Raw genomic sequence first — 22082 nt, forward strand, 5'->3', positions numbered from 1 at the left:
CTTTAGTCCCCTAGTTATTTAATAAAGAAGAACGGTTGTCCTGATAACGCTCACGAACTTTTTCCCAGTTGGATTTCCCACCCTGGCCAGTGACTTCTTTACTTGCGTTCGTTGCGCCACCATTCATTTTCAATGGATCTTTCGCACCACCTGGCAAGTAGCTGCGATAGCCGGATTTGTCGCTGTCAGAGTCGCCTCCGCCACCCCACATACCACCACCGCCGCCTCCGCCACCGGAGCCAGCAAGGATATTGGTATCAAGAGGTTTCTGTCCGCTTTTCTCGTCGCCAGAAGCAGCACCACCACCGAATCCACTGCCGCCACTTAAGTTAGCTCCGCCCCCACCAACAGGTGCACCAACACCGCCAGCAGAGCTGGATGGACTGCGCGCACCGCCGTCAATGCCTTGCTCTGCGCCACCAACTGCAAGATCGGAAGCATTCAATCCATCTTTGCCAGCTTCTGAGCTTCCGGAACTCAAAGCGGAAAGACCGCCTTCAGAGGCATTCATTGAAGCTTTTGCCGCTGTAGAGCCGCAACCTTCAAGCATTGGATTTTTTAAACAGATACACTCTGGTAAATTAGCGTTTGATTCAACCGCACACTTTTCTGCAGTAGTTGTTGTTCCTGCTGTAGCACCGTCAGCATTGGAAGCTTCTTCACAGCTTTCACCTTGTTTCAATGATTGAGCTATTCCATAGATACCAGCGGCGGCTGAGATAGCCAACTGTGCGTACTTACCTGTACAAACTTCAGCTTTACCAGCAATTGAAAGATTATTACCTTTATCCAATTCCTGCTTAATAATTTGCGCGAGTCTACTTCTGGCATCATTATATCTAGTTCGATCCGCTGCACATGTTGTAGTATTCACGCAGGTAATAACAGTATTTCCATAAAGAAGTTTATAGAGATCCTCTAAGGAATTGCGAGCGGAGACACAGGACATCCCGCAACCTGCCTTCATTGTCCCACAGGCACCCGTATAGGCTGTCATTGCATACTTTGCGATATCCATTGCCTTTGCAAAATTGCTGCAAGAATCTTTAACAGCAGCACTACCAACGGTCGACATCAAAGTATTAACTGCCGCTACACCATCTTGAATGGCCGGGCTCCAGTTTTCCAGACAGGCATATGCCGCATATTTCTGACGATCAATACAGCTTGTTCTGTTGTTTTGATAGTTCTCTTTATACTCAGTTATCTTCGGCGCAGCTTTGTCATTAACAATGACTCCCCACATGCCTCTTACTTCATTATAACTTTTAAGAATATCACTATAAACAGAATCCAAACCCTTACCGGCACCGTCTGCCCCATCGGGTCCGTCTTTGACAGGATCAATACTTGTCGGAGCAGCAGCCCCTTGCTTCTGTCTAACCACGCCAACATCATTTTGTGATCGGACGTCCTCTGCGAACGCAGGCGTCCAAGCGAAGATGAAAGTAAAAAGAATTGTAAACACGCGAAGAATCGCATTTCTCATAGATATTCCCCTACCTGTCTCTTTTCGGACAAAAGTCAGAGAATCTTGAGTGTCTCAATTTGAGAAAATAAGAGTGAAACTAGAAGTCAGAAGGTGGCGGATTCTTGATCTTGGCACTGCCCGAGTTATCTCCACCCAATTGCAGCTCAGAGTTCAAATAATCCGAGGAAATCATCTTAACTGAATATCCAGTGCTGCCGCCGACTATACAATTCCCCGAAGTTGGCGGAGCGGGAGTTTCCCCGTCGTATTTAGGCTCGATAGTACACTTACCTAACTTGTTGGTGTCTAAAGAGTAGTCAAGCAAACCGTTGTCAGCCCAACCGGTAAGAACATTCTTCCAGTCTCTGGAAATGTAGGTCAGCTTCTGATCAAGATCCACTTGCAGCTCTTGAATCTCGCGATTCTTCAAAACCTTGTACTGATCTTTCACGCTGAATTCTTCCAGGTTTTCGCCACCCTGATTGTAGTCTTTGTGATAGCCAATGTCCGGGCGCACAAGCTTGTCAAAACCTGCCACAACTTTTGGAATGAATTTGTCTTTAATGCGCTTGTAGTAGTTGTGATAAAAATCCGGCTCGATGGAATAGTAAGCCATGTCGAACTGATCTGGCAGAACCGCCAGCAATTCCAGATTTCTGAAACGCGATGGACCACGTGCCTCTTCGCTCCAAGCCAGCATGTCGCCGTTACCTGAGTTCGGTTTTGCGAATTCAAAGGGCAATTGTTTCCAGTGATCAAAGTTCGGAGCATTGTCGCGAAGATCCGCCTGAACATTAGACCGATTTTGACTCCAGGTTGGATCAAGTCTAAAGATCGCGCGGCCGAACTGAAATAACATATTTCGACTTTTCAACCCTACCGGATCACCAACAAAACGGCTGTAGTTACCTGCACGGCTTGCATCCTTTGGATTACCAATATTGCCGGTATCAAAAATTCTTGGTGGAAGGTTTTCATCCATTTTACCACCACCTGCAGATTTTTCAGAACCCGATGGCCATTGAGATTCATACCATGGGCCCATACGTCCACCGAACGGTTTGAAGAATGCACGGGCACGAAGCTGAACCGAACCCAAAGGTGAGAATGGAATATTCGGAGTCGAAGTTGCACTCACTCCCATATAAGCCATACACCAAGGATTCTTTTCCACACCCATTGAGTAGTTATAAGGATCTTCGATATTCTGGCGAAGACCAACATACTGTGAAAGTTCACTGATCTCTCTCCACAGTGGGTGTCCCTGATCTTCACGGACCTCACGGGGCCAATTGTTCCGATCCGCCGCAAGTTCCTTTGGTACCGAATCGATTCGATTCGATTCCTGACGACATTCGGTATCAATGTAATTAAATGCTGGCGCAATTCTGATGGGAACCAGCCATTTTGCCGGCATTTTATCGGAAGCGGGATTGTTACAACCTTCTGCTCCCAATGAGTTATAAATCTGCACGCGAAGTTCATTATTGTTATTTGCAGAGGTAAGGTTATTTCGCAGCGTTTTGATCATTCCATCTTTTACGCTATCGCCATCCAAATCGTAAAAATCACCAGTGGTATTACTCATAGAACGGGACAAAGCCGCGATCAAAAGCATTCGATCACCTTGATCAATATTGTAGGCAACTACATACTGTGCAAGAAGTCTGTAATTAAAGGCGCCAAAGTAACGACAACGCTCAAACGCACGGCTTCGCAAAAGCTCTGTCGCATTGCTAATCGCAGCATTGATGCTGTGATGAAGGGCGATTGGCTTACTTTGCTCGAAGATCCTGATGCCACTTTTGGTCTTTAAAAACTTACAGGTATTCTCCCCATCCGGCATGGGCTTAAAAGGAACATAGGTCGCACAGAATGAAGGGGCATCATAGAAATCCCGCGCACTCATGTTGATATCATCTGTATCAGCAGAACCAGGCCGCAAAGTCAGACCACGCGACGGGTCTTTCAAAAGAGGATGCTCCTCGAAATCCCCCGCCGTTCCGATCATGCGATAGCGCCACGCCAGCAATTTCCAGCTTTGACGAATCTGATAGTTCACATGTGCGATAGCATTCATATTTTCGGCCTGTTTCATTGCCCCATAATATGCGGCGAAATCCACAGAGTTTTGCAGATTGATCTTGTGATGAACCAAAAGGCCCACGTTGACGACCATGGCAAAGAAAATAAACAAAATTTGGAATATAAGAGCAACAAAAAGTGCCACCTGACCTTTGCGGTTTCTCAGTATTTGAATAAGTGGTGGTGGGCTTTTCTTCATGTCGTTTGATTATTGTCGCGTATACACTGCCTAGAGGCAATAACTCGACCTTGAAAACTTTGACTTGTTCTATAGTGAGATGACAGACTTTTATCCAAGACAACCAAGAGGAATCTCGACGATGGTCCGTAAAATTCTAACAGCTCTCACTGTCTGCTCTCTGATCACTGCTCCGCTAACTTCCGGCGCGGCAATTCTGTTTGAGGGATATTCGAAAATCAAATCAGGTGATGATCACATCGGTTACGTGATCAGTCGCTATGAATTCGACGACAAGAAAAAGCATTTCATTTCCACGTACTTCATTAAAACCGGCAAAGGTCCCATAGAAACAACTGAAAGCTTAAAAGCAGTTGCCGATTCTGAACTTGCACCGATCTCTTACGAGTACACATCACTGGCTGGCAAAGAAACCAAAACGATCGATGCCAAATTTAAAGCTGGCGTCATGACGGCATTGGTAAGCACCAATGGCAAGGGCTCCAAGATTGAAAAGAAGATTCCCAAGGGAACTTTCCTTTCAACATTCCTGGTTTACCTTATGCTAAAAAGTAAAGAAGGCCTTCGCTCAGAAACCAAGTACGAATACCAGGCCATCGCCGAAGAAGATGCGGGAATTACTAAAGGTCAGGCGTTAGTGGGTAAAGAACAGCTGTTTAACGACTTTAAAGTTTTTAAAGTTTTAAATACCTTCAAAGATTCGAAATTCCTAAGCTACATCAACGACCGCGGCGAAGTGATTGGCACCAGCGCCATGGGTACTGGTATTTCCACAGAACTTGTGGCAACACCTGTTGAAGCCACTAACGGACAATCTTATAGCGCCGTTATCTTAAAAACTCTTTTTGGCGCGGTCCCTGCCGGAACTCAGAACGTGGTCGCGCGAGGTAAAAAAGCAAAGCCAAACACTTTGCCAGCAACAACGATCAACGCTCCCGTCACAGCGCCATCTCCAGCAACTCAACCAGAAACTGAACCAGGTCAATAATATGGGTATTAATCAAGTTATCGGACAACACATGTTCATCGGTATTCAGGGCCATGCTCTGACTGCGGATGAAAAGAAATTTATCGTAGAAAAAAACATCGGCGGCATCTGCCTTTTCGGAAGAAACGTGGCTGAGCCAAAACAAGTGCATGATCTGTGCGCCGAAATTCAATCTTTAAGACATCGCCAGGCAGACAAAGCGCCATTATTTATTGGTATTGATATGGAAGGCGGCCGCGTACATCGTTTGAAGCCTCCATTCACGATCTGGCCGGCACTTCGCAAACTGGGTGATCTGGATGCGCCAACGGTTTCATTCCATTTCGCAAACAGAATGGGTCAGGAATTAAGATCTGTAGGTATCAATCTGGATTTCGCTCCTTCCGTGGACGTATTCACCAATGACGCCAACAAAGTTATCGGTGATCGTTCGATCAGTTCCGATCCTGAAATGGTTGCGAAACATGCTTCAGCATTAGTGCGTGGATACATCAAGGCCGACATCATCACTTGTGCAAAGCATTTCCCAGGGCACGGAAATACGCTGGTGGACAGTCACGAGGACCTGCCAGTTGAAAATCTGGACAAGGCCCGCCTTGAAAGCTGTGAACTTATTCCGTTTAAGAAAGCATTCAAATCCCGCGTCGACATGGTGATGACCTCACACATTAAATTCCCTAATATCGATCCGGAATGGCCTGTCACCTTGTCAGAAATTTTCGTGAAAAAAATGATTAAGGAAGAATTGCGCTATCGCGGTTTGGTCATCACTGATGACTTGGGAATGAAGGCAATGTCATCGCATTATGATATCGAAGAAATTCCTGTTCGCGCACTACAAGCTGGATGTGATTTGCTATTGTACTGCAACGAATTCGACGTTCCACCAATTGCTGTTGAAGCGTTGTTGGGTGCGGTTGCCCAAGGTTCACTGGATCAGGCGCAGTTGGAATCAAATCACAAACGCATCTTGGAACTTAAGAAAGCCAAGATCGTGAACCCTGATCCATTGCCAATGGATGAAGTAATCAAGATTGTTGGCCATGCTGAACACCTAAAGATCGCTTCCGCAATCAACAGCGGAATCACTCCGGAAGGGTTACTGCCAGAGTAACAGTCATGAAAAAAATACCCACCCCCCAGTTGCCAGCCTAAGCCTGTGCCACCTGGGGTTGGCCTGGGAATTGATAATGCTCCTCTTACTGGCAGAGGAGTTTTTATGAGTTTCGACCGTAATAACGAAAATATCGAGAATGAAAAGCAGCTCAATCTGTTCACCCAAGGGGTGGCTGGATTGGACTTCATTCCAGACTTTAAAATTCCTGCTCCACGCCCGCCAGAGGCAAATAAATCCCCGCGCTTTATGACTTTATCAGTGACCCTGCATATCGCAGCAGCTGTTTGTATGGCGGTATTAAGCGTTCCATTGGTAAACGAATTAAAAACTGAAACTATCACAATTGAGCTTGAAGAGCCGGTCGTGCACCAGGCAACTAAAGGCAGTGATGTCGAGCCAACTCAAGGTGGAGCGCCCGCTCCAGCGGCACCTGCTGCACCTGTTGCTCCAGCTACTCTTCCTGAAAAGCTTCCAGCAAAAGTAGCGCAATCAGCTCCTGCAGCCCCGGTACAAAGCGCTCCCGCAGCGACACAGAAAGCAGTGGTCGCAGCACCTGTTGTTGCTGAAGACGTGTCTTTACCTGAACCGGTAGATGATTTATTCCCGCCTCCAGCTCCTGCTAAGCCTGCAGCGGCTGCTCAAACGGCAAAGGCAGCTCCCGCAAAAACGACTTTCAAAGCGGTGCCGATGTCAATTGACGACATCAACTCCCCGGAACTTGATGCGGCGGAAGTGGCGAATCAAAAATCCGACGGAAATATCGGTGAAGATCTGAATAAAGATTTCGATGAAATCGATAACAAGTCTGCAAACAATATTGCTAACGAAGAAGCAGAAATGAACGCCATGGCAAGCGCACTAAAAGCTGACCATGACAATGAAATGCAATCTCTGGAAGAACAAAACAAAGCTCAGGCAGCAGCACTGGCAGAGTCACAAAAGAACTTGCGCCAAAAGAATGCGAAAGCCGTTGCTTCAGCGATGGCTTCTGAACGTGCGGCTGCAGATGCAGCTGCTCGAGAGAAAGCCGCTAAAGAAGCCGCTGCACTTGCAGCAGCGAATTCTGCGATCAACGGCAACGGCGCTGGTGGTGAAGGAACTGGTAAAGGCGAAAAAGCTGGAGCTGGCGCCGGAAATAACGGACTTGAAAAAGCTGGTGACGAAATTGCGGGCGCCCCAACAGGTGTCAGAAGTTTGGATCAATTAAAACAAATGCCTGGAAATCAAAGACCTCAATACAGCGAAGACGAACGTCTTCAGGGTCATCAGGGTAAAGTCAGCTTTGAGGCTTACATCACTAAAGATGGAGTTCCGGTTCAATTTAAGATGAAACAATCCACAGGTTACAGAAACCTGGATAAGAAAACCCTGGCAGCATTGAAAACCTGGAGATTCTATCCAGGACAGGAAGGCTGGGTTGAAATGCCGTTTTCTTGGGACTTAAAAGGTGGAGTACAAGAAGTTAAAGGCCGCCTAAGAACTGCGGTAGGACAGCTGTAAGCTTATTTTAAGAGGTCAGCCTTTAGCCGATCTCAAACAGCACAAACGCAAAAAGCCTTTGGTGAACCCAAAGGCTTTTTAGTTTTCAAAGCACGAGGCTAATTAGTCTTTGAAAAGAGTTTTAGCAGACTTAGTAGTACCTTTAGTACGGATAGCCGCTTTACGTTTTTTACCGCTAGTAGTTTTTTTCTTCTCGCGAATGTATTCAGTTTTTTTAGTTTTAGAAGCCACGGTTTACCCCCGGAATATTTATTAAAACTCCGGCCGTGCCGAAGTGCGCCATTAACCGTCTATGCCGGGATAGGCCAGACGGAACGAGTTAACTATCAAAATGGAATAATCAAGTCAATCGAATGCCTATAATCTGATGAATTTTGTGTATTCCCGTAATAGGCGTAGTTTAAACGAAACCGGGGCCCGCTGAACCCAGCACCCACCGAAGCTCGCGGCAGGGAGTCCTTAAAACTGTCTGAAAAGCCAAAACGGAAGACTATAAAGCGATTTAAGAAGGTTTCAAGGCCCAAACCCATGTATCCCTCGGAATCCGCATCCACACGGAACCGGGCTGCACTTTTATAAAGATAGTTAAATCCGGCGCCCGCTTTGGTCTTTTTGCGGATTTCGTCAGGTGTGTTCGAGTCAGGTCCAAAAAGATTATAACCCACCAACGCCAGGCCGATATGGTCCACCGGCGTATATAAAAGGCCCAGATCGGCGTTGAAAGACGTAAACGAAGCCAGGGGAAGGCTTTGTTCCAGATAATGCCCGGTCAATCCGACTGACCACTTATCCAGAAAAAACTCTGCCATCGTGATTGCGATGTCGTGCTCTTTCAACTCACCCAGTGTTTCAATCTTTGATGTTCGTTGCACGTAGGCTGCTGCAGCAGGGATCGTACTTTCTTTTGTGTTATCACTCAAAAAAGCAGCGAATTCATCTTGCGCAAAAGATGCGAAAAAAAATCTTCCACCCAAATGAGCCATGGTAGCGGGATTCAGGAAACTTGCATCACCGGGCTCCACAGCCGCACGTCCAGTTCCACCTGATGCTACTGATACCGAAGAATTATAGACTTGGGCTACTGCTTGTATCGAGCTAACATAAAGCAGAAGAAAAACAGAAAGTTTTGTTACTAAGCTCAAAGGATGGAGCATGAATCAACACCTCGCACGCATCATATGCACTGTCATTTTAGTCGTCACATACTATCAATCAGTTCACGCCAACGCCAACAACTTTACTGCGAAACAAATAAGAACCGGTGACAATCTAATCAATATCTTAAGAGCCAACGGCTTCACTCCTCGCGAGCGCGAGGCTGTTCTGAGTGCAGACGTGGGACTGCGCCGTCTGTTTCTGACTCTGGATACGCGCTATCTGGTTCGTAAAAGTGCTGGCGAGGTGGAGCTTCGCATGTTTGACTCCCAAACCTCTGACGCATTTCGTATCGTAAAAAAGAACGGCAAGGTGCAGGCGGGTCAATATAATCCAAAATTCAAAACAACTGCTTTGCGCATTGATGGAAAAGTTCACGGATCTATACTGGGTTCGATTCTGCCGAAATTACCCAGCAATTGGGTGGCGACACGCTTTATGGATGCGTATGCCTTTGACCTAAAATCCTTCCGCAAACTGCGCCGTGGGGCACCTTTCTGGTTCACGGTTGAAAAGAAGTACGAGGAAGGTCAGTTCGTAAAATATGGCGAGATTCTGCAAACTTCACTGGAGATCGATGGCGAACCAGTTCGCAAAAAATTTGTGAAGTCCCAATATGGCGGAGTCTTTTTCAATGATCAGGATTTGCAGGAAAAACGTTCTTTTTATGCTCCGGTTAACTACATAAAAATTGCCAGCAAATTTCAGCCCAACCGCTTACACCCGATCACTCGCCGAAAAGTGCCGCACCTGGGTGTTGATTTTGAATTGCCCATCGGCGAGCCGGTGCTGGCCGCCCGCAAAGGAATCGTGGTTCGCTATGGGCACAATCGCGCTGCCGGAAACTACATAGTCCTGCGCCACGCTCACGGTGTCGAGTCGGCTTACAATCATCTTTATAAAATTGATCGCAGAATCAAACAGGGTCTGACAGTGGCACCAGGTGATAAAATCGCTGAAGTTGGTTGCACAGGATACTGCACCAGAGCCCATCTGCATTTTGCCATCAAACTAAATGGCCGAATGGTAGACCCTTTGAATTATATCAAGCCGTACCCGAAGAACATGCATCAGGTACTGGCTTCACAGGTCGCAAAAAATTAATTCTTAATACAGATCGTTGCGTAGTTCGCGCAACGCTTGGTCGGAATAATCTGATTAGGATATGCAGAGGACACATTTCCGATCAGCGGGTTGTAACAAGCTGCTGCGGCATTGTACTCGACACCCTGAGCGACGTTATTCACAGTGTTTTCCACATAACATGAAGCCACTGTCGGCTTCGGTACCAGACAACCATTAGTGACATTCACATCCCATTGATCAGCACGGAAATGACGGCGAACGATTTCAATTTCTCCGCGCAGAGTCGCGTTGCCCGCGATGTCCGATGCCGAATGAGAAGGACACAAAGCCGCATCCTTAGCCAGATAAATTTTGTATCTGCGGTTGCAATTCCATGAAGCTGAAATCACGTTTCCGGTATTCAAATCCACTTCCTGCAATACATGCAGAACGTTAAGTGGAGAGAAACCGTTTGCGATTCCCAAAGGCTGACCAAAGGACATGCGATATCCACGGCCATAACCTGAAGCTTTATTATTAGAACCGGAATTAACCACTGAACCGATATTGGTAGCGTCGTTCAGGTAAGTCATTGTCAACTGACCCTGCAGTTGCAGAATATCACGCAGGCTTTGTGAGATACTTTGATCAGAGTTGAATTTTAGATTTGCTTCCAGGGTGCGTGAGTTTGTCGAGAATGGGAAGTAGCGAACCATCTGTCCCTTAGCACCCAACAAAGATTCCATTATATATGAAGATGAAAGAACATCCGCCATAGGAACAATATCTGTATTCAACGCAAGATTTCCGCTTGCTGAATACACACTGGTCAAATTCGAGCGATCACGCACAGCCATTGTCGGCATGACGTTGATATTCGCAGGCGAATCACCCAGGTACTCTGCATACTGAGATTTGGTTACAGAAGTCGCTGGATAAATCGGTGAAAAGTTTGAATCCACATAAGAGTAAAAACTGTTTTGCACAGTGATACCCTGGGACATGTAAGCACCAGCGCGAATGGCATAGTAAGCAGTGCTGGAACTCAGAGTGCGTTCTGCACAAGAGTTATAGGAAATTTGATCGAATCCGCCATCGAAGGCGAAAGGAATACCTGAGATTTTATTTGCAACTTGTGATCCGTATTTGGACGTAAGCGCCGCGTCCAAACTACCGTAATCTCCACTATCATCCAAAGACGAGTCGAATCCCGCCTTACCACAGTTCTGAAAGGAAACAACAAGCGCAAATGAGGCAGCTATGACCCCGGCGATTTTCACCGTTGTTTGCTTGTTTGGCATTTTCATGGACATTCCCCCGTAATTTAACGATATCACGACGCTGGGAACTTCTTTGATAAAAAACAGATTTAGGGCCCATTCGCAGCACAATTCGTTATAACTTGTATTAGAATGAAACGTTTGCGATTTTAAGAGGATGTCTAAAGTAAAAAAAGCCATAATTCCAGCCGCAGGTCTAGGTACCCGTTTTCTTCCCGCAACCAAAACTGTGCCTAAAGAAATGCTTACGATCGTTGATGCGCCGATCATTCTTTATGTCGTGGAAGAAGCCATCAAGGCGGGTATTGAGGATATCGTTTTGATTGCTGGCCGTGGTAAGCACGCAATCGAGGATTTCTTTGATATGTCTTACGAACTTGAAGACAAGCTTGAACGCGACGGAAAATCAAAACTTCTTGAGCGCGTGACCAAAGCGCGCGATTCCGCAAACATCATCAGTATCCGCCAGAAACATGCCTTGGGCTTGGGGCACGCGGTTCACTGTGGATTACCTATCGTCGGCAAAGAACCCTTTGCAGTCCTATTGGGTGACGAAATCACCATGGAAGCAAATGGCGAAGCAAATGTAACTTCCCAACTGGTGAAGTCCTTCGAGGAAACCGGCACGTCCACTATTTCGGTCATGAAAGTTTCTGAAAAAGACGTTTCCAAGTACGGTATCGCCGAGGTCGAGGAAAAATCCCCAGGATTTTTTAAAGTGACTTCTTTGGTTGAAAAACCAAAACCCTCCGAAACAAACAGTCGCTGGGCTTTGCCGGGTCGCTACGTTTTTGACAACTCCATCATGGACCTTTTAAGCAGCGCAAAACCATCCTTGAACGGCGAGATTCAACTTACCGACAGCATGAAGCTTCTGTGCCAACAAAAAGGTCTTAATGCGATGACTTTTACTGCCGATCGCTACGACGCTGGTGATAAGCTGGGTTATCTGCAGGCAAACATCGAGCTTGCACTTAAAAACCCGGAACTAAGTGCGGATCTGAAGTCGTACATTCTGGAACTGGCTAAGAATCTAAAATAGCCAAAGAGCAATTGGGGATCTGAATGAAAAAAGTTTTACTCGCAAGTCTTATTGGTATGCTTGTCCCGGTTTTGGGATCAGCTTTCATTCTTCCAACCAGAACGATTTTGCAAAAGACTTCAGACAATGCGGGCAACGGTATTTACGCTGTCGAACAGGAAGTTCAATTTGCCAACGGCGATGAATCAATCCTGGTACGTGAAACGTGGTTGATCGAAAATGATCGCACGATGCGCCTGACAGTAACCGGCACCAAAGAACTTCAGGGCAACTTCCGTATGCAGTTTCTGTATGTGGGTGGCCAGCGCTGGACAGTGTTGAATGGAAACAAAAAAAGCGACAAGATTCCTGAGGATTTCCTTGAGAAATATCTGAATTTTAGAAATCCGGAAATTTTCGCGAACTCTTTGGCTTCAATGAAAATCATCCCGTCAGGAGCTTACTCCAAGCGATTGACTGCCAGAAAAAGCGAAGACATCAAATACGAACCAGAAAGCTGGGTTCGCTATTCGCGCACTGGTGGCGTCGTAAATTATGCTTTTGGCACTCCGACACCTGAGGACGACAAGAACAACAACCCTGGCCTGTGGATTGAGCAGGATCAATTTGTAGTGCGCAAACTTCGTCTGCCAAGTCAGGCTGAAATGACTGCTGATAATTACAACCAATTTGCAAAAGGTCTATACTACCCGCGTGCTCGCACAATCCGCTGGGGCAACAACACTGCTACTATTCGACTTATCAGTGCTTCTGCACGTCCCGCGACTGCATCCTCTCAGTTTCAACCAAACTCTTTGGATATGAATGGCAAGCTGGATGGCTTGGAAAAACTTTCTGCAAAAGATGCTGTGATCGAGTTCTATTCGAGGTTTAGATGAGTGAAGCTTCTCTCTGGAAGGTGGCAGTGGATGCTCCCCTTCCAGAAGCTTTGACATACAGCTCGACAGAGCCTTTGGTACGCGGTCAACTGGTCAACGTCCCCCTGGGAAAGCGAAAAACCAAAGGCCTTATTCTTGGTCCGACAAATGAAGTCCCGGAATTTAAAATCAAAGCTATCGATTCCATCGACAATGAATATGCTCCCCTTCCAAATCCATTTGTAAAATGGCTGGAGTGGCTGGGTTCGTATTATCTGCATCCGATCGGACAAGTGGTGCAATCGGCATTTCCACCCCTGAAAAAAACGGAAAAGCAGCGCGCCAGTAAACGCGCGCCCGTCATTCCGCAATTGGACAGTGACAAGCTGCCTGATCTGACTCCAGAGCAAAAAACCAGCTTTGAAGCGATCGCTCAACATCAGGGATTCTCCACGCATTTGCTTTTTGGTGTTACCGGCTCTGGTAAAACCGAGGTGTACCTGCGTCTGCTTGATAAGGCACTAAAAGAAGGCAAACGCGGATTGGTGCTGGTTCCTGAGATTTCATTAACACCGCAACTTATCCAAAGATTTGCCCGCCGCTTTGGTGACAAGATCGCAGCCCTGCACTCCCAACTGACCGACCGTGAACGCACGAACCAGTGGTGGGATGTGGTCGAAGGCAAGAAATCCATTCTCATCGGTGCGCGCTCAGCACTGTTCTGCCCGGTTCCTGATTTAGGAATCATCATCGTCGACGAAGAGCATGAGCCTTCCTATAAGCAGGATGAAAAATTAAAATACAATGGTCGCGACGCCGCCGTCATGATGGGAAAAATCATGAATTGTCCGGTGGTGCTGGGTTCTGCAACGCCAAGTCTTGAAACTTGGAAAAACGCACAAGAAGGCCGCTATCACCTGCATCCACTGAAAAATCGTGTGGCCGGTCGCGCGCTTCCCGACGTGGAAGTGATCGATCTTAGAAAACAAAAAGCGGACGATGATCATCAAAAGCTGATGATCGAAAAATACTCGCACCTTCCTTATTGGATGAGCCCGCAACTTTTTGAACGTATGCGCGAAACCCTGGAACGCGGTGATCAAAGTGCTTTGTTCCTGAATCGTCGTGGCATTGCGCAAATGGTGGTGTGTCCCGCATGCGGGCATACGCGCGAATGTCCGAATTGTGATATCTCCCTGACCTTGCATGCAGGATCGCATCTGGTGTGTCACTACTGCGATTACCATGAACAAATGAAAAAGAAATGCCCTGACTGCAAAGAGGGGGAACTGGAAGCCATTGGCCTTGGCACTGAACTTTTGGAAACCGATCTGACCAGATTATTTCCAGGCAAAGTGATTGCACGCGCCGACCGCGATGAAATTCAAAGTCGTGCGGATCTTGAGGATTTAATTGCGCGCATGGAAAGTGGCGAAATCGACATTCTGGTTGGCACGCAAATGATTGCCAAAGGATTGGATTTTCCAAAATTGAAACTTGTCGGCCTGGTGCTGGCAGACGTGGGATTTAATCTTCCGGATTTCCGCGCTACAGAACGCAGCTTTCAACTGATCACGCAGATGAGTGGTCGCAGCGGCCGTCACGTTAAAGAGGGTGAAAGCCCGGGCCTGGTGATCATTCAGACATTCAATACCGAACATGATAGTTTGGTGTTTGCACGTCATCATGACTTTGAAGGATTTGCCACTCACGAACTAAATGTTCGCGCGGCACTGAATTACCCACCCGTGGGTCGCCTGGTCAGTTTCCGCATTCAGGGCGCTCATCTTAACAAGGTTGAAGAGACCGCCAGACTTTTAGCCAGACGTGCGCACAGTCTAAAGGCCCAAGTTGAGAAATATAAAGCGGTTGAAGTATTGGGGCCAGCTGAGGCCGCTCTTGCAAAACTACGAGGACAATTCCGATATCATCTCCTCGTAAAATCGTCCCAGGGAAATTTAACCAACTCATTCTCACGTCAGCTTCTGGGGGACCAGGAATGGGTCCCGTCCGGAGTTAAAATTATCATCGACATCGATCCAATGAATTTGCTTTAAATCAGTTCTCCACCTTAAGATGGAGGGAGTGCGCAATCTGGCTGCACAAGGACTGATATGATTCAATGCCCGCGCTGCGGAATTCAAGTTACAGAGCTTCACCCTATTGAAGGGGATCTTGCTGCGAAATTGCAGCAGGCCGGCGAAGCCAATCTGCCACCGGAAGTGTGTGCAGGATGTATCTCTGATTTGCGCAGAACCGCTGCGACCAGCAGTGGTGGTGTATTGATGGCGCAAGAGCGCGCCCGCGAGCAACATCGCATGGCTCTTTGGAAAAGCCGCGTGCAACTGATTAAACAGGCGCGCAATTCCATGGGACAAAAACTGTATGCAGATGCGGCGATTGCCTACGAAAAATATTTGAAAATTCTGGATATTGTATTTGAAGTTAAAAAGGGTGAAATACTGCGCCCTGAAGCTTTTAAAGAAAGCGCCCGTCACACAGAATTGACAGTGGTGGCCTCGGTGTATTGGGATTTGATGCGCATTTATGATACTCACGACAGATATCATGAGCGTATGCAGAAATCAGCCAAGCAACTGGCTATGTTCGTGCAGTTCACGCCGATCTATCCTGACATCATTAAAAAAGCTGAATCGTTTGTTCGCACGGCCAAGAATCCAAACATTGTTAAAAACTTTTTGAAGCTCGCCGACAAAGAACGTCCAAGATGTTTTATTGCAACGTCTGCTTTTGGGCCCCAAGCATACGAAGTTCAAACTTTGAGAAATTTCCGCGATCAGAATTTGAAAGAATCTTTCCTGGGTCGCAAATTCGTTTACTTTTACTACAGAATCTCGCCTTCCATTGCTTGCTCACTCGATAAGCACTCCTGGCTAAAACCCGCTGTCAGAGCTGTCCTGCGCACATTGATTAAATGCGTTAGCCGTTAAATCTCAAGCCTTCCTTCTTGCAAAGCCCTGGTCTTCTGGGGGAAGGTATTTGCATGGCTCATATTTATGATTACGCAATTATTGGTAGTGGTTTAACAGGTCTTAGCATCGCAGCTGCATTAAGCCGCGAAACCAAGAACATCGTTTTGCTTGAGGGTTTGGATAATTCCGGCGGCTCAAATAAACAAATCAATTTCCCAACTGGTCCTATCAATAACGGTATCCGTTTTGTTCCTGACTCTGTCCTTTCTGAAAAAGCTTTGGGCTTTTTGGAGAATCTGTTGGGTCAAAAAGTGATCGCGGATGTTTCTGACGAAGCACCGGTGACTTACGATTCCGGAAACTTTAAAACTTTTCTGGGTTTTGGCGACAATCCGCCAGCTTTCTGGGAAGAGCTTTCTTACTTTACTTCCAGCAAGCGCATTGACCTTCAATTGCAGCCATTCCAGTGGGCGCAAATGCTGATGGAACAATTCAAAGGCGATTTCACTCCACGCTCTTATGTGACCAAGTTCCATCAAGAGGGCGAGCGTGTGACGTCTGTGACGGTGAATGGCTCTAAAACCATTCATGCACAGAATTTCATTTTCGCAGGCACTGTTCGCGATTTGTCGATTCTTCTTCCAGAGGACTCTATCTCCGTACGTGCGCGTTCGAAACTGGGTAAAAACAATTACTGGACAGCGCTGTGTCTGGATATCTGCCACAGCAAAGCAGTGACTGAATCAACAGCCATGCACGTTCTAAACGGCACCACACAGGACGAAATCGGTCCATGTGCAGGTCGCTTTATGCCGGCAGTGGAAGTTGACGGCAAACAACTGCAAGCATCCCAGTGGATCACATTCATTGAAACTGAAGTTACTGATGACAGCGAAGTTGTGGGTATGGCGCTTAAGAAAATCAAACGCCAGATCAAACGCGCTTATCCGGAAGCTTTGGATGACGTCAGACTTGAAAGAATCTTTGTGGCTCCGTACATCGCGGGCAATGGGGATCTTAAGTTAAGCGCCAACCAAACGATCCCAAGCCTTCAAAATCTATGGGTGGCATCGTCCACTTTGAACGAGCAAAAGAACCTTGTGGGCTCTCTTTTACAGGCTGAAATGATCATTGCTTCCCTGGGTTTCAAAGTAGAGCAAACTGCTGCCTCTGAAGCACCGGCTGAGGAATTTTCCGAAGCAACAATGTAAGTTATTGATTTTATAAGGTTTAAATTAACGCCGCCATCTTCTTGATGCGGCGTTTCTTTTTGGTGGTTTTAAAACCCCAAGATCTGCTCCCAGACTGAGCAAAAGATCCTTGCTCTTCTGTGCCACGCTATGATATCCCGTGAGTCCAACAATAACACACTCTAGAGCACAAACCTGGTCCCCGAGTACTGAAAAAGGGGTCTTCCGGCGAATCAAAAAAAGCTGGCTCTGCACTAGAGGAGGATTAACCAGAAAGGACGTACTACCATGGCACAAGTTACCATGAAAGAAATGCTAGACGCTGGAGTTCACTTCGGACACCAAACACAGCGTTGGAACCCAAAAATGAAACCTTACGTTTACACAGCTCGCGGCGGTATCCATATTATCGACCTGCAAAAAACTGTTGTTCGCGCGAACAAAGCTGCTGAATACGTAAAAGAAATCGCTGCTAACGGTGGTCGCATGATCTTCGTTGGTACTAAAAAACAAGCTATCGAGCCTGTTCAAGAAGCAGCAGCAAAATGCGGTCAATACTACGTTACTAAACGTTGGTTGGGCGGCATGATGACTAACTTCGAAACGATCAAATCTTCTATCGATCGTCTTCGTAAAGTTGATGCTATGAAAGAAAAAGGCGAATTCAACTACCTTACTAAAAAAGAACGCGCAAAAATCGAAAAAGAATACCTTCGTTTGTCTGAGTTCTTGAACGGTATCCGCGACATGAAAGAAATGCCTTCTGTAATGTTCGTAGTAGACCTTCCAAAAGAACACATCGCAGTTGCTGAAGCTAAACGCTTGGGTATGACTGTTGTTGGTATCGCTGATACAAACTCTGATCCAGATTCTATCGACTACCCAATTCCAGGGAACGACGATGCTATCCGCTCTATCAAATTGTTCACAAACCTTGTTGCTGACGCTTACATCGAAGGCGCGAAAACTTGGGAACAAAAAATCCGCACAATGACAGACAAACAATCTGACGTTGCTAAGGAAGCTAAAGGCGAAGAAGCTCCTAAACGTCGCGCTCCTGCTGCAAAAGCTGGCGCTAAAGAAGCTCCTAAAAAAGCTGCTGGTCCAGCAGTTGTTAAAGCCAACAAAGGTCGTAAACTTGTTGCTGCTGGTACAGCAGAAGAAGTTGAGATCCAAGCTGAGCTTGAAAACAAAGACGAATCTGCAGAGTAATTTCCCTCCTTCGCCAAGGCTACGGCGGGCAAGCCCCGTTGTAGCTGCGTAGGTGGCAAGTTTATCCGCCATAGCTTTAGCGACGGCGGAACCGCCCTCCCGAACATATCGGCCGGGTCCCATCCCCAGCATCGCTGGGGTTTTTTTGATAAAGATCTTTATTACTGTTCTTATTATAAGGAGTCTTCCTAATGTCTATTTCCGCTACTCTTGTTAAAGAGCTAAGAGAAAAAACTAACGCAGGTATGATGGATTGCAAAAAGGCGCTTGAAGCGACTTCTGGCGATTTCGACGCTGCTGTTGAATGGTTGCGCGTAAAAGGTCTTGGCGCTGCAGCTAAAAAAGCTGACCGTATTGCTGCTGAAGGTGCGGTATTCGCACAAATCAACGGCAACACTGGTCTTGTTATGGAAATCAACTCTGAAACTGACTTCGTTGCTCGTAACGACGGTTTCAAAGCTTTGGCTGCTGACGTTGCTGAGCACATGTTCAAAACTGAACTTGCTGCTGACGTATTGTCTCAACCATTCTCTAAAGACACTTCTAAAAAATTGGGCGACCTTTTCACTGAAGCTACTGCTACTATCGGTGAAAAAATCGTTCTTCGTCGTCAAGAGAAGTACACTTCCACTGCAAACACATTGGTTCACACTTATGTGCACGGTGAAGGTAAAATCGGTGTGATGATCGAAGTTGCTGCTTCCAAACCAGAAGCTGTAGCTAACCCGGCACTTAAAACTTTCGCACAAGACGTTGCATTGCACATCGCTGCGATGAACCCAATGGCGATTTCTTCTGAACAAATCCCTGCGGATGTTGTTTCTAAAGAAAAAGAAATCCTTACTGCTAAAAATCTTGAGTCCGGCAAAAAACCAGAAATGATCGAAAAGATCGTTGAAGGACAAATCCGCAAGTTCTTGGCTGAGAACTGCTTGATGGACCAGGCATTCGTTAAAAATCCGGACTTGAAAGTTTCTGATTTGGCGAAAAATGTTGGCAAGGAAATCGGCGCTGACGTTACAATCAAACGTTTTGTACGTTTCGAATTGGGCGCTGGTATCGAAAAGAAATCTAACGACTTTGCAGCTGAAGTTGCAGCTCAAATGAAAGGACACTAATTTGAAAGCGCCTGTATATAAGCGTATTTTGCTTAAACTAAGTGGTGAAGCTCTTGCTGGAAAGCAAGGGACTGGTATCAACACTGCGACGATCACTCAGATCGCGCATGACGTAGCAGAAGCATATAAAGCAGGCGTTCAAATTGGTCTCGTTATCGGTGGCGGTAACATCTATCGTGGTGTTGCCGCTTCTGCTGAAGGCATGGATCGCGCAAGTGCAGACTACATGGGTATGCTTGCGACTTGTATCAATGCCCTGGCTTTGCAAGATGCTCTTGAAAAAGCCGGCGTTCCTACCCGTGTGCAAACAGCCATTGAAATGGCTGAAATTGCAGAGCCTTACATCCGCCGCAGAGCTATTCGCCATTTGGAGAAAAACCGCCTGGTGATCTTCGGTGCTGGTACCGGAAATCCTTATTTCACAACAGATACAGCCGCTTCCCTTCGCGCGATGGAAATCGATGCCGAAGTGATCATGAAGGCTACTAAAGTTGATGGTATCTACGACAAAGACCCTGTTAAACATGCTGATGCTGTCAAGTTCGACAAAATCAGCTACATCGATGTACTGAACCGCGGTTTGCAGGTTATGGACTCAACTGCGATCTCAATGTGCATGGATAACAAACTTCCGATTATTACTTTTGACCTTTCAGTTCCAGGGAATATCCTTAAAGCTGTTCAAGGTGAAAACATCGGCACTCTAGTTCACTAGAGTCCAACGAAGGGATTCAACATGGCAATTGCTGACATTAAAAAGAATGCTCAAGCTCAAATGGACAAATCTGTTCTTGCTTTGGGTGAAGAGCTTAAAAAGATCCGTACCGGCCGCGCTCAGGTTTCCATGCTTGATGGCGTTCGCGTAAATTACTACGGAAATCCTTCTCCACTTTCACAGGTTGCTTCCATCTCTACACCAGATGCGAAATCTTTCCTTATTGCACCTTGGGAAGTATCTATTCTTAAAGACATCGAACAAGCGATCATCAAATCTGAGTTGGGCATGGCTCCAATGAACGATGGTAAAGTGATTCGTTTGAAAGTTCCTGACGTAACTGAAGAGCGTCGTAAAGACCTTGCTAAGCAGGTTAAAAAGATCGCTGAAGAAGCACGCGTAGCTGTTCGTATGGCTCGTCGTGATGCTAATGAAGCTATCAAAAAGATGAAAGCTGACAAAAAAGCACCTCTTAGCGAAGACGAAGCTAAAAAAGGTGAAGCTGACATCCAAAAAGTGACAGACGATATGATCAAAAAAGTGGATCAAATCGCTGATGAAAAAGAAAAGTCTATTTTGACTATCTAGGTTTGGGAGCCCGGTGACTTTACCTAAGCATATTGCAATCATTATGGACGGTAACGGTCGTTGGGCTCAGCTCAAACGAAAGCCACGTACTTTTGGTCACATCAAAGGTACGCGCGTGGCAAAAAAAATCATCACAGCATGTTCCCGCAAGGGTATCAAAAACCTGACCCTTTACGCTTTCTCGACTGAAAACTGGTTCCGCCCGCAAGCAGAGGTTTCATTCCTTATGAAAATCCTGCGTCGTTACCTGGCGAAAGAAACCAGCAACCTGGTTAAAGAGAACATCCGCTTTTCTGTGATTGGTGATCTTTCCAAGGTCCCTTCCGATGTATTCAAAGCAATTCAACAAGCTCGCGAAGCTACAGCTCAATGCACAGGCCTGAATCTGGTCTTTGCCTTGAGCTATGGCTCTCGTCAGGAAATGACTTTGGCCGTTCGTAATATCGCGAACCTTGTGGCTAAAGGCGAAATTAAACCCGACGAAATCGATGAGGCTTTGATTAGCACTTCGTTAAGCACGTATCCGACTCCAGATCCTGATTTGATTGTTAGAACAAGCGGCGAGCAACGACTTTCAAATTTCCTGTTATGGCAGGCCGCTTATTCGGAATTCTACTTCACGGAAACTCTGTGGCCTAACTTCACAGAAGCTCATCTAGAGGAAGCCTTAACTGCTTTTTCCGTGAGACAACGCCGTTACGGCAAGGTCTCTACAAATGACAACTTGGAAAAGCTTTCTAACTAGGGCCGCATCTGCCCTGGTGGCATTGGCGATTATCTTTGCGCTTTACTACTTCCTAAAAATCACAGGACTAAAAATCATTATCGCGGTTGCGGTTGTCTTGGGTGCCTGGGAACTCCTGGGAATTCTGTTTAAAACTGAAGAATCAAAAACTCTTAAGGGAGTTTTCTTTCTGGCTTCGTTGTTGGTGTTTTTCGTTTCAACGATGGCATTGAACCTGGGCGCAATCTTCTTTGCGCTGTCACTAATCGTACTTACTATCGTCAGTCTTTTGCAGCTGAATAAAACCGGTGACCTGCAACGCATGACCAAGTTTCAGGCGCACGCGGCCCTGGGATTAATGTACATCGGATTATTGCCATCCTTCGCGTTCAGATTGCTTGATCAGGAACAGGGCCTTGGCTGGTTCATCTTTTTATTGGCAGTCGTTTTCGCCGGCGACACCATGGCGTACTGCTTTGGCGTATTAATTGGTAAGCACAAAGTTATGCCCACTGTTTCCCCGAAGAAAACCTGGGAAGGATCTTTGGGCGGCATCGTGGGTTCAGTTATTGCCGGAATCCTGTGCTGGAAATTTCTTCTGCCTGATTTCACTTGGTATTTCATTTTGGGACTGGCTGCTGTCTCAGGATTTGTCGGTCAATTTGGAGACTTCTTCGAGTCATTGCTTAAGCGTGTTGCGGACGTAAAAGACTCCGGAAAAATCATGCCGGGTCACGGTGGAGTCTTAGATCGAATTGATGGCGTCCTATTCGCAAGTCCTGTTGTCTTGCTTGGCGTTGTGATCCTATCTCATCTTTTGTCGTAAGAATAAAGTCGAGCACC

20 protein-coding genes are annotated in these 22082 nt (G+C 46.5%); 15 read left to right on the top strand and 5 right to left on the bottom strand.

Annotated elements, in window-relative coordinates:
* Positions 1-10: 10 nt before the first annotated feature.
* Both ACLWNV_RS17415 and ACLWNV_RS17420 read right to left on the bottom strand, forming a co-directional pair.
* Positions 11-1489 (bottom strand): hypothetical protein, encoded by a 1479-nt coding sequence (locus ACLWNV_RS17415; protein WP_413585722.1) that lies wholly within the window; start codon positions 1487-1489, stop codon positions 11-13.
* Between the two features lie 79 nt (positions 1490-1568).
* The gene (locus tag ACLWNV_RS17420; RefSeq protein ID WP_413585723.1) at positions 1569-3755 is read right to left on the bottom strand and encodes a TadE/TadG family type IV pilus assembly protein; all 2187 of its coding nucleotides are present in this window, start codon (positions 3753-3755) and stop codon (positions 1569-1571) included.
* A gap of 121 nt (positions 3756-3876) precedes the next feature.
* On the opposite strand from ACLWNV_RS17420, the gene ACLWNV_RS17425 reads away from it, so the two are divergent.
* From ACLWNV_RS17425 to ACLWNV_RS17435, 3 genes are all read left to right on the top strand, one after another.
* On the top strand, positions 3877-4743 hold the full coding sequence (locus ACLWNV_RS17425; RefSeq protein WP_413585724.1) for a hypothetical protein: 867 nt from the start codon (positions 3877-3879) through the stop codon (positions 4741-4743).
* A 1-nt stretch (position 4744) separates the two neighbouring features.
* The gene (gene nagZ / locus ACLWNV_RS17430) at positions 4745-5857 is read left to right on the top strand and encodes a beta-N-acetylhexosaminidase (RefSeq protein WP_413585725.1); all 1113 of its coding nucleotides are present in this window, start codon (positions 4745-4747) and stop codon (positions 5855-5857) included.
* Between the two features lie 105 nt (positions 5858-5962).
* A complete protein-coding gene (locus ACLWNV_RS17435; RefSeq protein ID WP_413585726.1) occupies positions 5963-7360 on the top strand; it encodes an energy transducer TonB in 1398 nt (465 codons plus the stop codon).
* 102 nt (positions 7361-7462) lie between these two features.
* Here the strand turns inward: ACLWNV_RS17435 and ACLWNV_RS17440 are convergent, their stop codons facing one another.
* A complete protein-coding gene (locus ACLWNV_RS17440; protein ID WP_340598068.1) occupies positions 7463-7591 on the bottom strand; it encodes a hypothetical protein in 129 nt (42 codons plus the stop codon).
* A 95-nt stretch (positions 7592-7686) separates the two neighbouring features.
* Positions 7687-8502: a hypothetical protein gene (locus ACLWNV_RS17445; protein ID WP_413585727.1), complete on the bottom strand. Its 816-nt coding sequence runs from the start codon at positions 8500-8502 to the stop codon at positions 7687-7689.
* A 10-nt stretch (positions 8503-8512) separates the two neighbouring features.
* Between ACLWNV_RS17445 and ACLWNV_RS17450 the strand changes: the two genes are divergently transcribed.
* Positions 8513-9619: a M23 family metallopeptidase gene (locus tag ACLWNV_RS17450; protein ID WP_413585728.1), complete on the top strand. Its 1107-nt coding sequence runs from the start codon at positions 8513-8515 to the stop codon at positions 9617-9619.
* Here the strand turns inward: ACLWNV_RS17450 and ACLWNV_RS17455 are convergent.
* Positions 9616-10887: a hypothetical protein gene (locus ACLWNV_RS17455; RefSeq protein ID WP_413585729.1), complete on the bottom strand. Its 1272-nt coding sequence runs from the start codon at positions 10885-10887 to the stop codon at positions 9616-9618. The genes ACLWNV_RS17450 and ACLWNV_RS17455 overlap by 4 nt on opposite strands.
* 130 nt (positions 10888-11017) lie before the next feature.
* Here ACLWNV_RS17455 and galU point away from each other — a divergent pair, with 130 nt between their 5' ends.
* From galU to ACLWNV_RS17510, 11 genes are all read left to right on the top strand, one after another.
* The gene (gene galU / locus ACLWNV_RS17460; RefSeq protein ID WP_413585730.1) at positions 11018-11902 is read left to right on the top strand and encodes a UTP--glucose-1-phosphate uridylyltransferase GalU; all 885 of its coding nucleotides are present in this window, start codon (positions 11018-11020) and stop codon (positions 11900-11902) included.
* Between the two features lie 23 nt (positions 11903-11925).
* On the top strand, positions 11926-12780 hold the full coding sequence (locus ACLWNV_RS17465; protein WP_413585731.1) for a hypothetical protein: 855 nt from the start codon (positions 11926-11928) through the stop codon (positions 12778-12780).
* Positions 12777-14816 (top strand): primosomal protein N', encoded by a 2040-nt coding sequence (gene priA, locus ACLWNV_RS17470; RefSeq protein ID WP_413585732.1) that lies wholly within the window; start codon positions 12777-12779, stop codon positions 14814-14816. The genes ACLWNV_RS17465 and priA overlap by 4 nt, the downstream gene beginning before the upstream one ends.
* 57 nt (positions 14817-14873) lie before the next feature.
* Complete coding sequence (locus ACLWNV_RS17475) at positions 14874-15710, top strand: CFI-box-CTERM domain-containing protein (protein ID WP_413585733.1); 837 nt, start codon at positions 14874-14876, stop codon at positions 15708-15710.
* 53 nt (positions 15711-15763) lie between these two features.
* Positions 15764-16903: an NAD(P)-binding protein gene (locus ACLWNV_RS17480; protein WP_413585734.1), complete on the top strand. Its 1140-nt coding sequence runs from the start codon at positions 15764-15766 to the stop codon at positions 16901-16903.
* A 267-nt stretch (positions 16904-17170) separates the two neighbouring features.
* Positions 17171-18094, top strand: coding sequence for a 30S ribosomal protein S2 (gene rpsB, locus ACLWNV_RS17485; protein ID WP_413585735.1), 924 nt, complete (start codon positions 17171-17173; stop codon positions 18092-18094).
* A 191-nt stretch (positions 18095-18285) separates the two neighbouring features.
* Complete coding sequence (gene tsf / locus ACLWNV_RS17490; RefSeq protein ID WP_413585736.1) at positions 18286-19212, top strand: translation elongation factor Ts; 927 nt, start codon at positions 18286-18288, stop codon at positions 19210-19212.
* 1 nt (position 19213) lies between these two features.
* The gene (gene pyrH, locus ACLWNV_RS17495; protein WP_413585737.1) at positions 19214-19927 is read left to right on the top strand and encodes a UMP kinase; all 714 of its coding nucleotides are present in this window, start codon (positions 19214-19216) and stop codon (positions 19925-19927) included.
* A 21-nt stretch (positions 19928-19948) separates the two neighbouring features.
* Complete coding sequence (gene frr, locus ACLWNV_RS17500) at positions 19949-20515, top strand: ribosome recycling factor (RefSeq protein WP_413585738.1); 567 nt, start codon at positions 19949-19951, stop codon at positions 20513-20515.
* Positions 20516-20528: 13 nt separating this feature from the next.
* Entirely contained in the window at positions 20529-21260 is a 732-nt protein-coding gene (locus tag ACLWNV_RS17505; RefSeq protein ID WP_413585740.1) for an isoprenyl transferase, read from the top strand.
* Positions 21232-22065: a phosphatidate cytidylyltransferase gene (locus ACLWNV_RS17510; RefSeq protein ID WP_413585741.1), complete on the top strand. Its 834-nt coding sequence runs from the start codon at positions 21232-21234 to the stop codon at positions 22063-22065. Before ACLWNV_RS17505 ends, ACLWNV_RS17510 begins: the two co-directional genes overlap by 29 nt.
* The last annotated feature ends 17 nt before the right edge of the window (positions 22066-22082 follow it).

Source organism: Bdellovibrio sp. HCB274 (assembly GCF_047306075.1).
Taxonomy (GTDB): Bacteria; Bdellovibrionota; Bdellovibrionia; order Bdellovibrionales; family Bdellovibrionaceae; genus Bdellovibrio.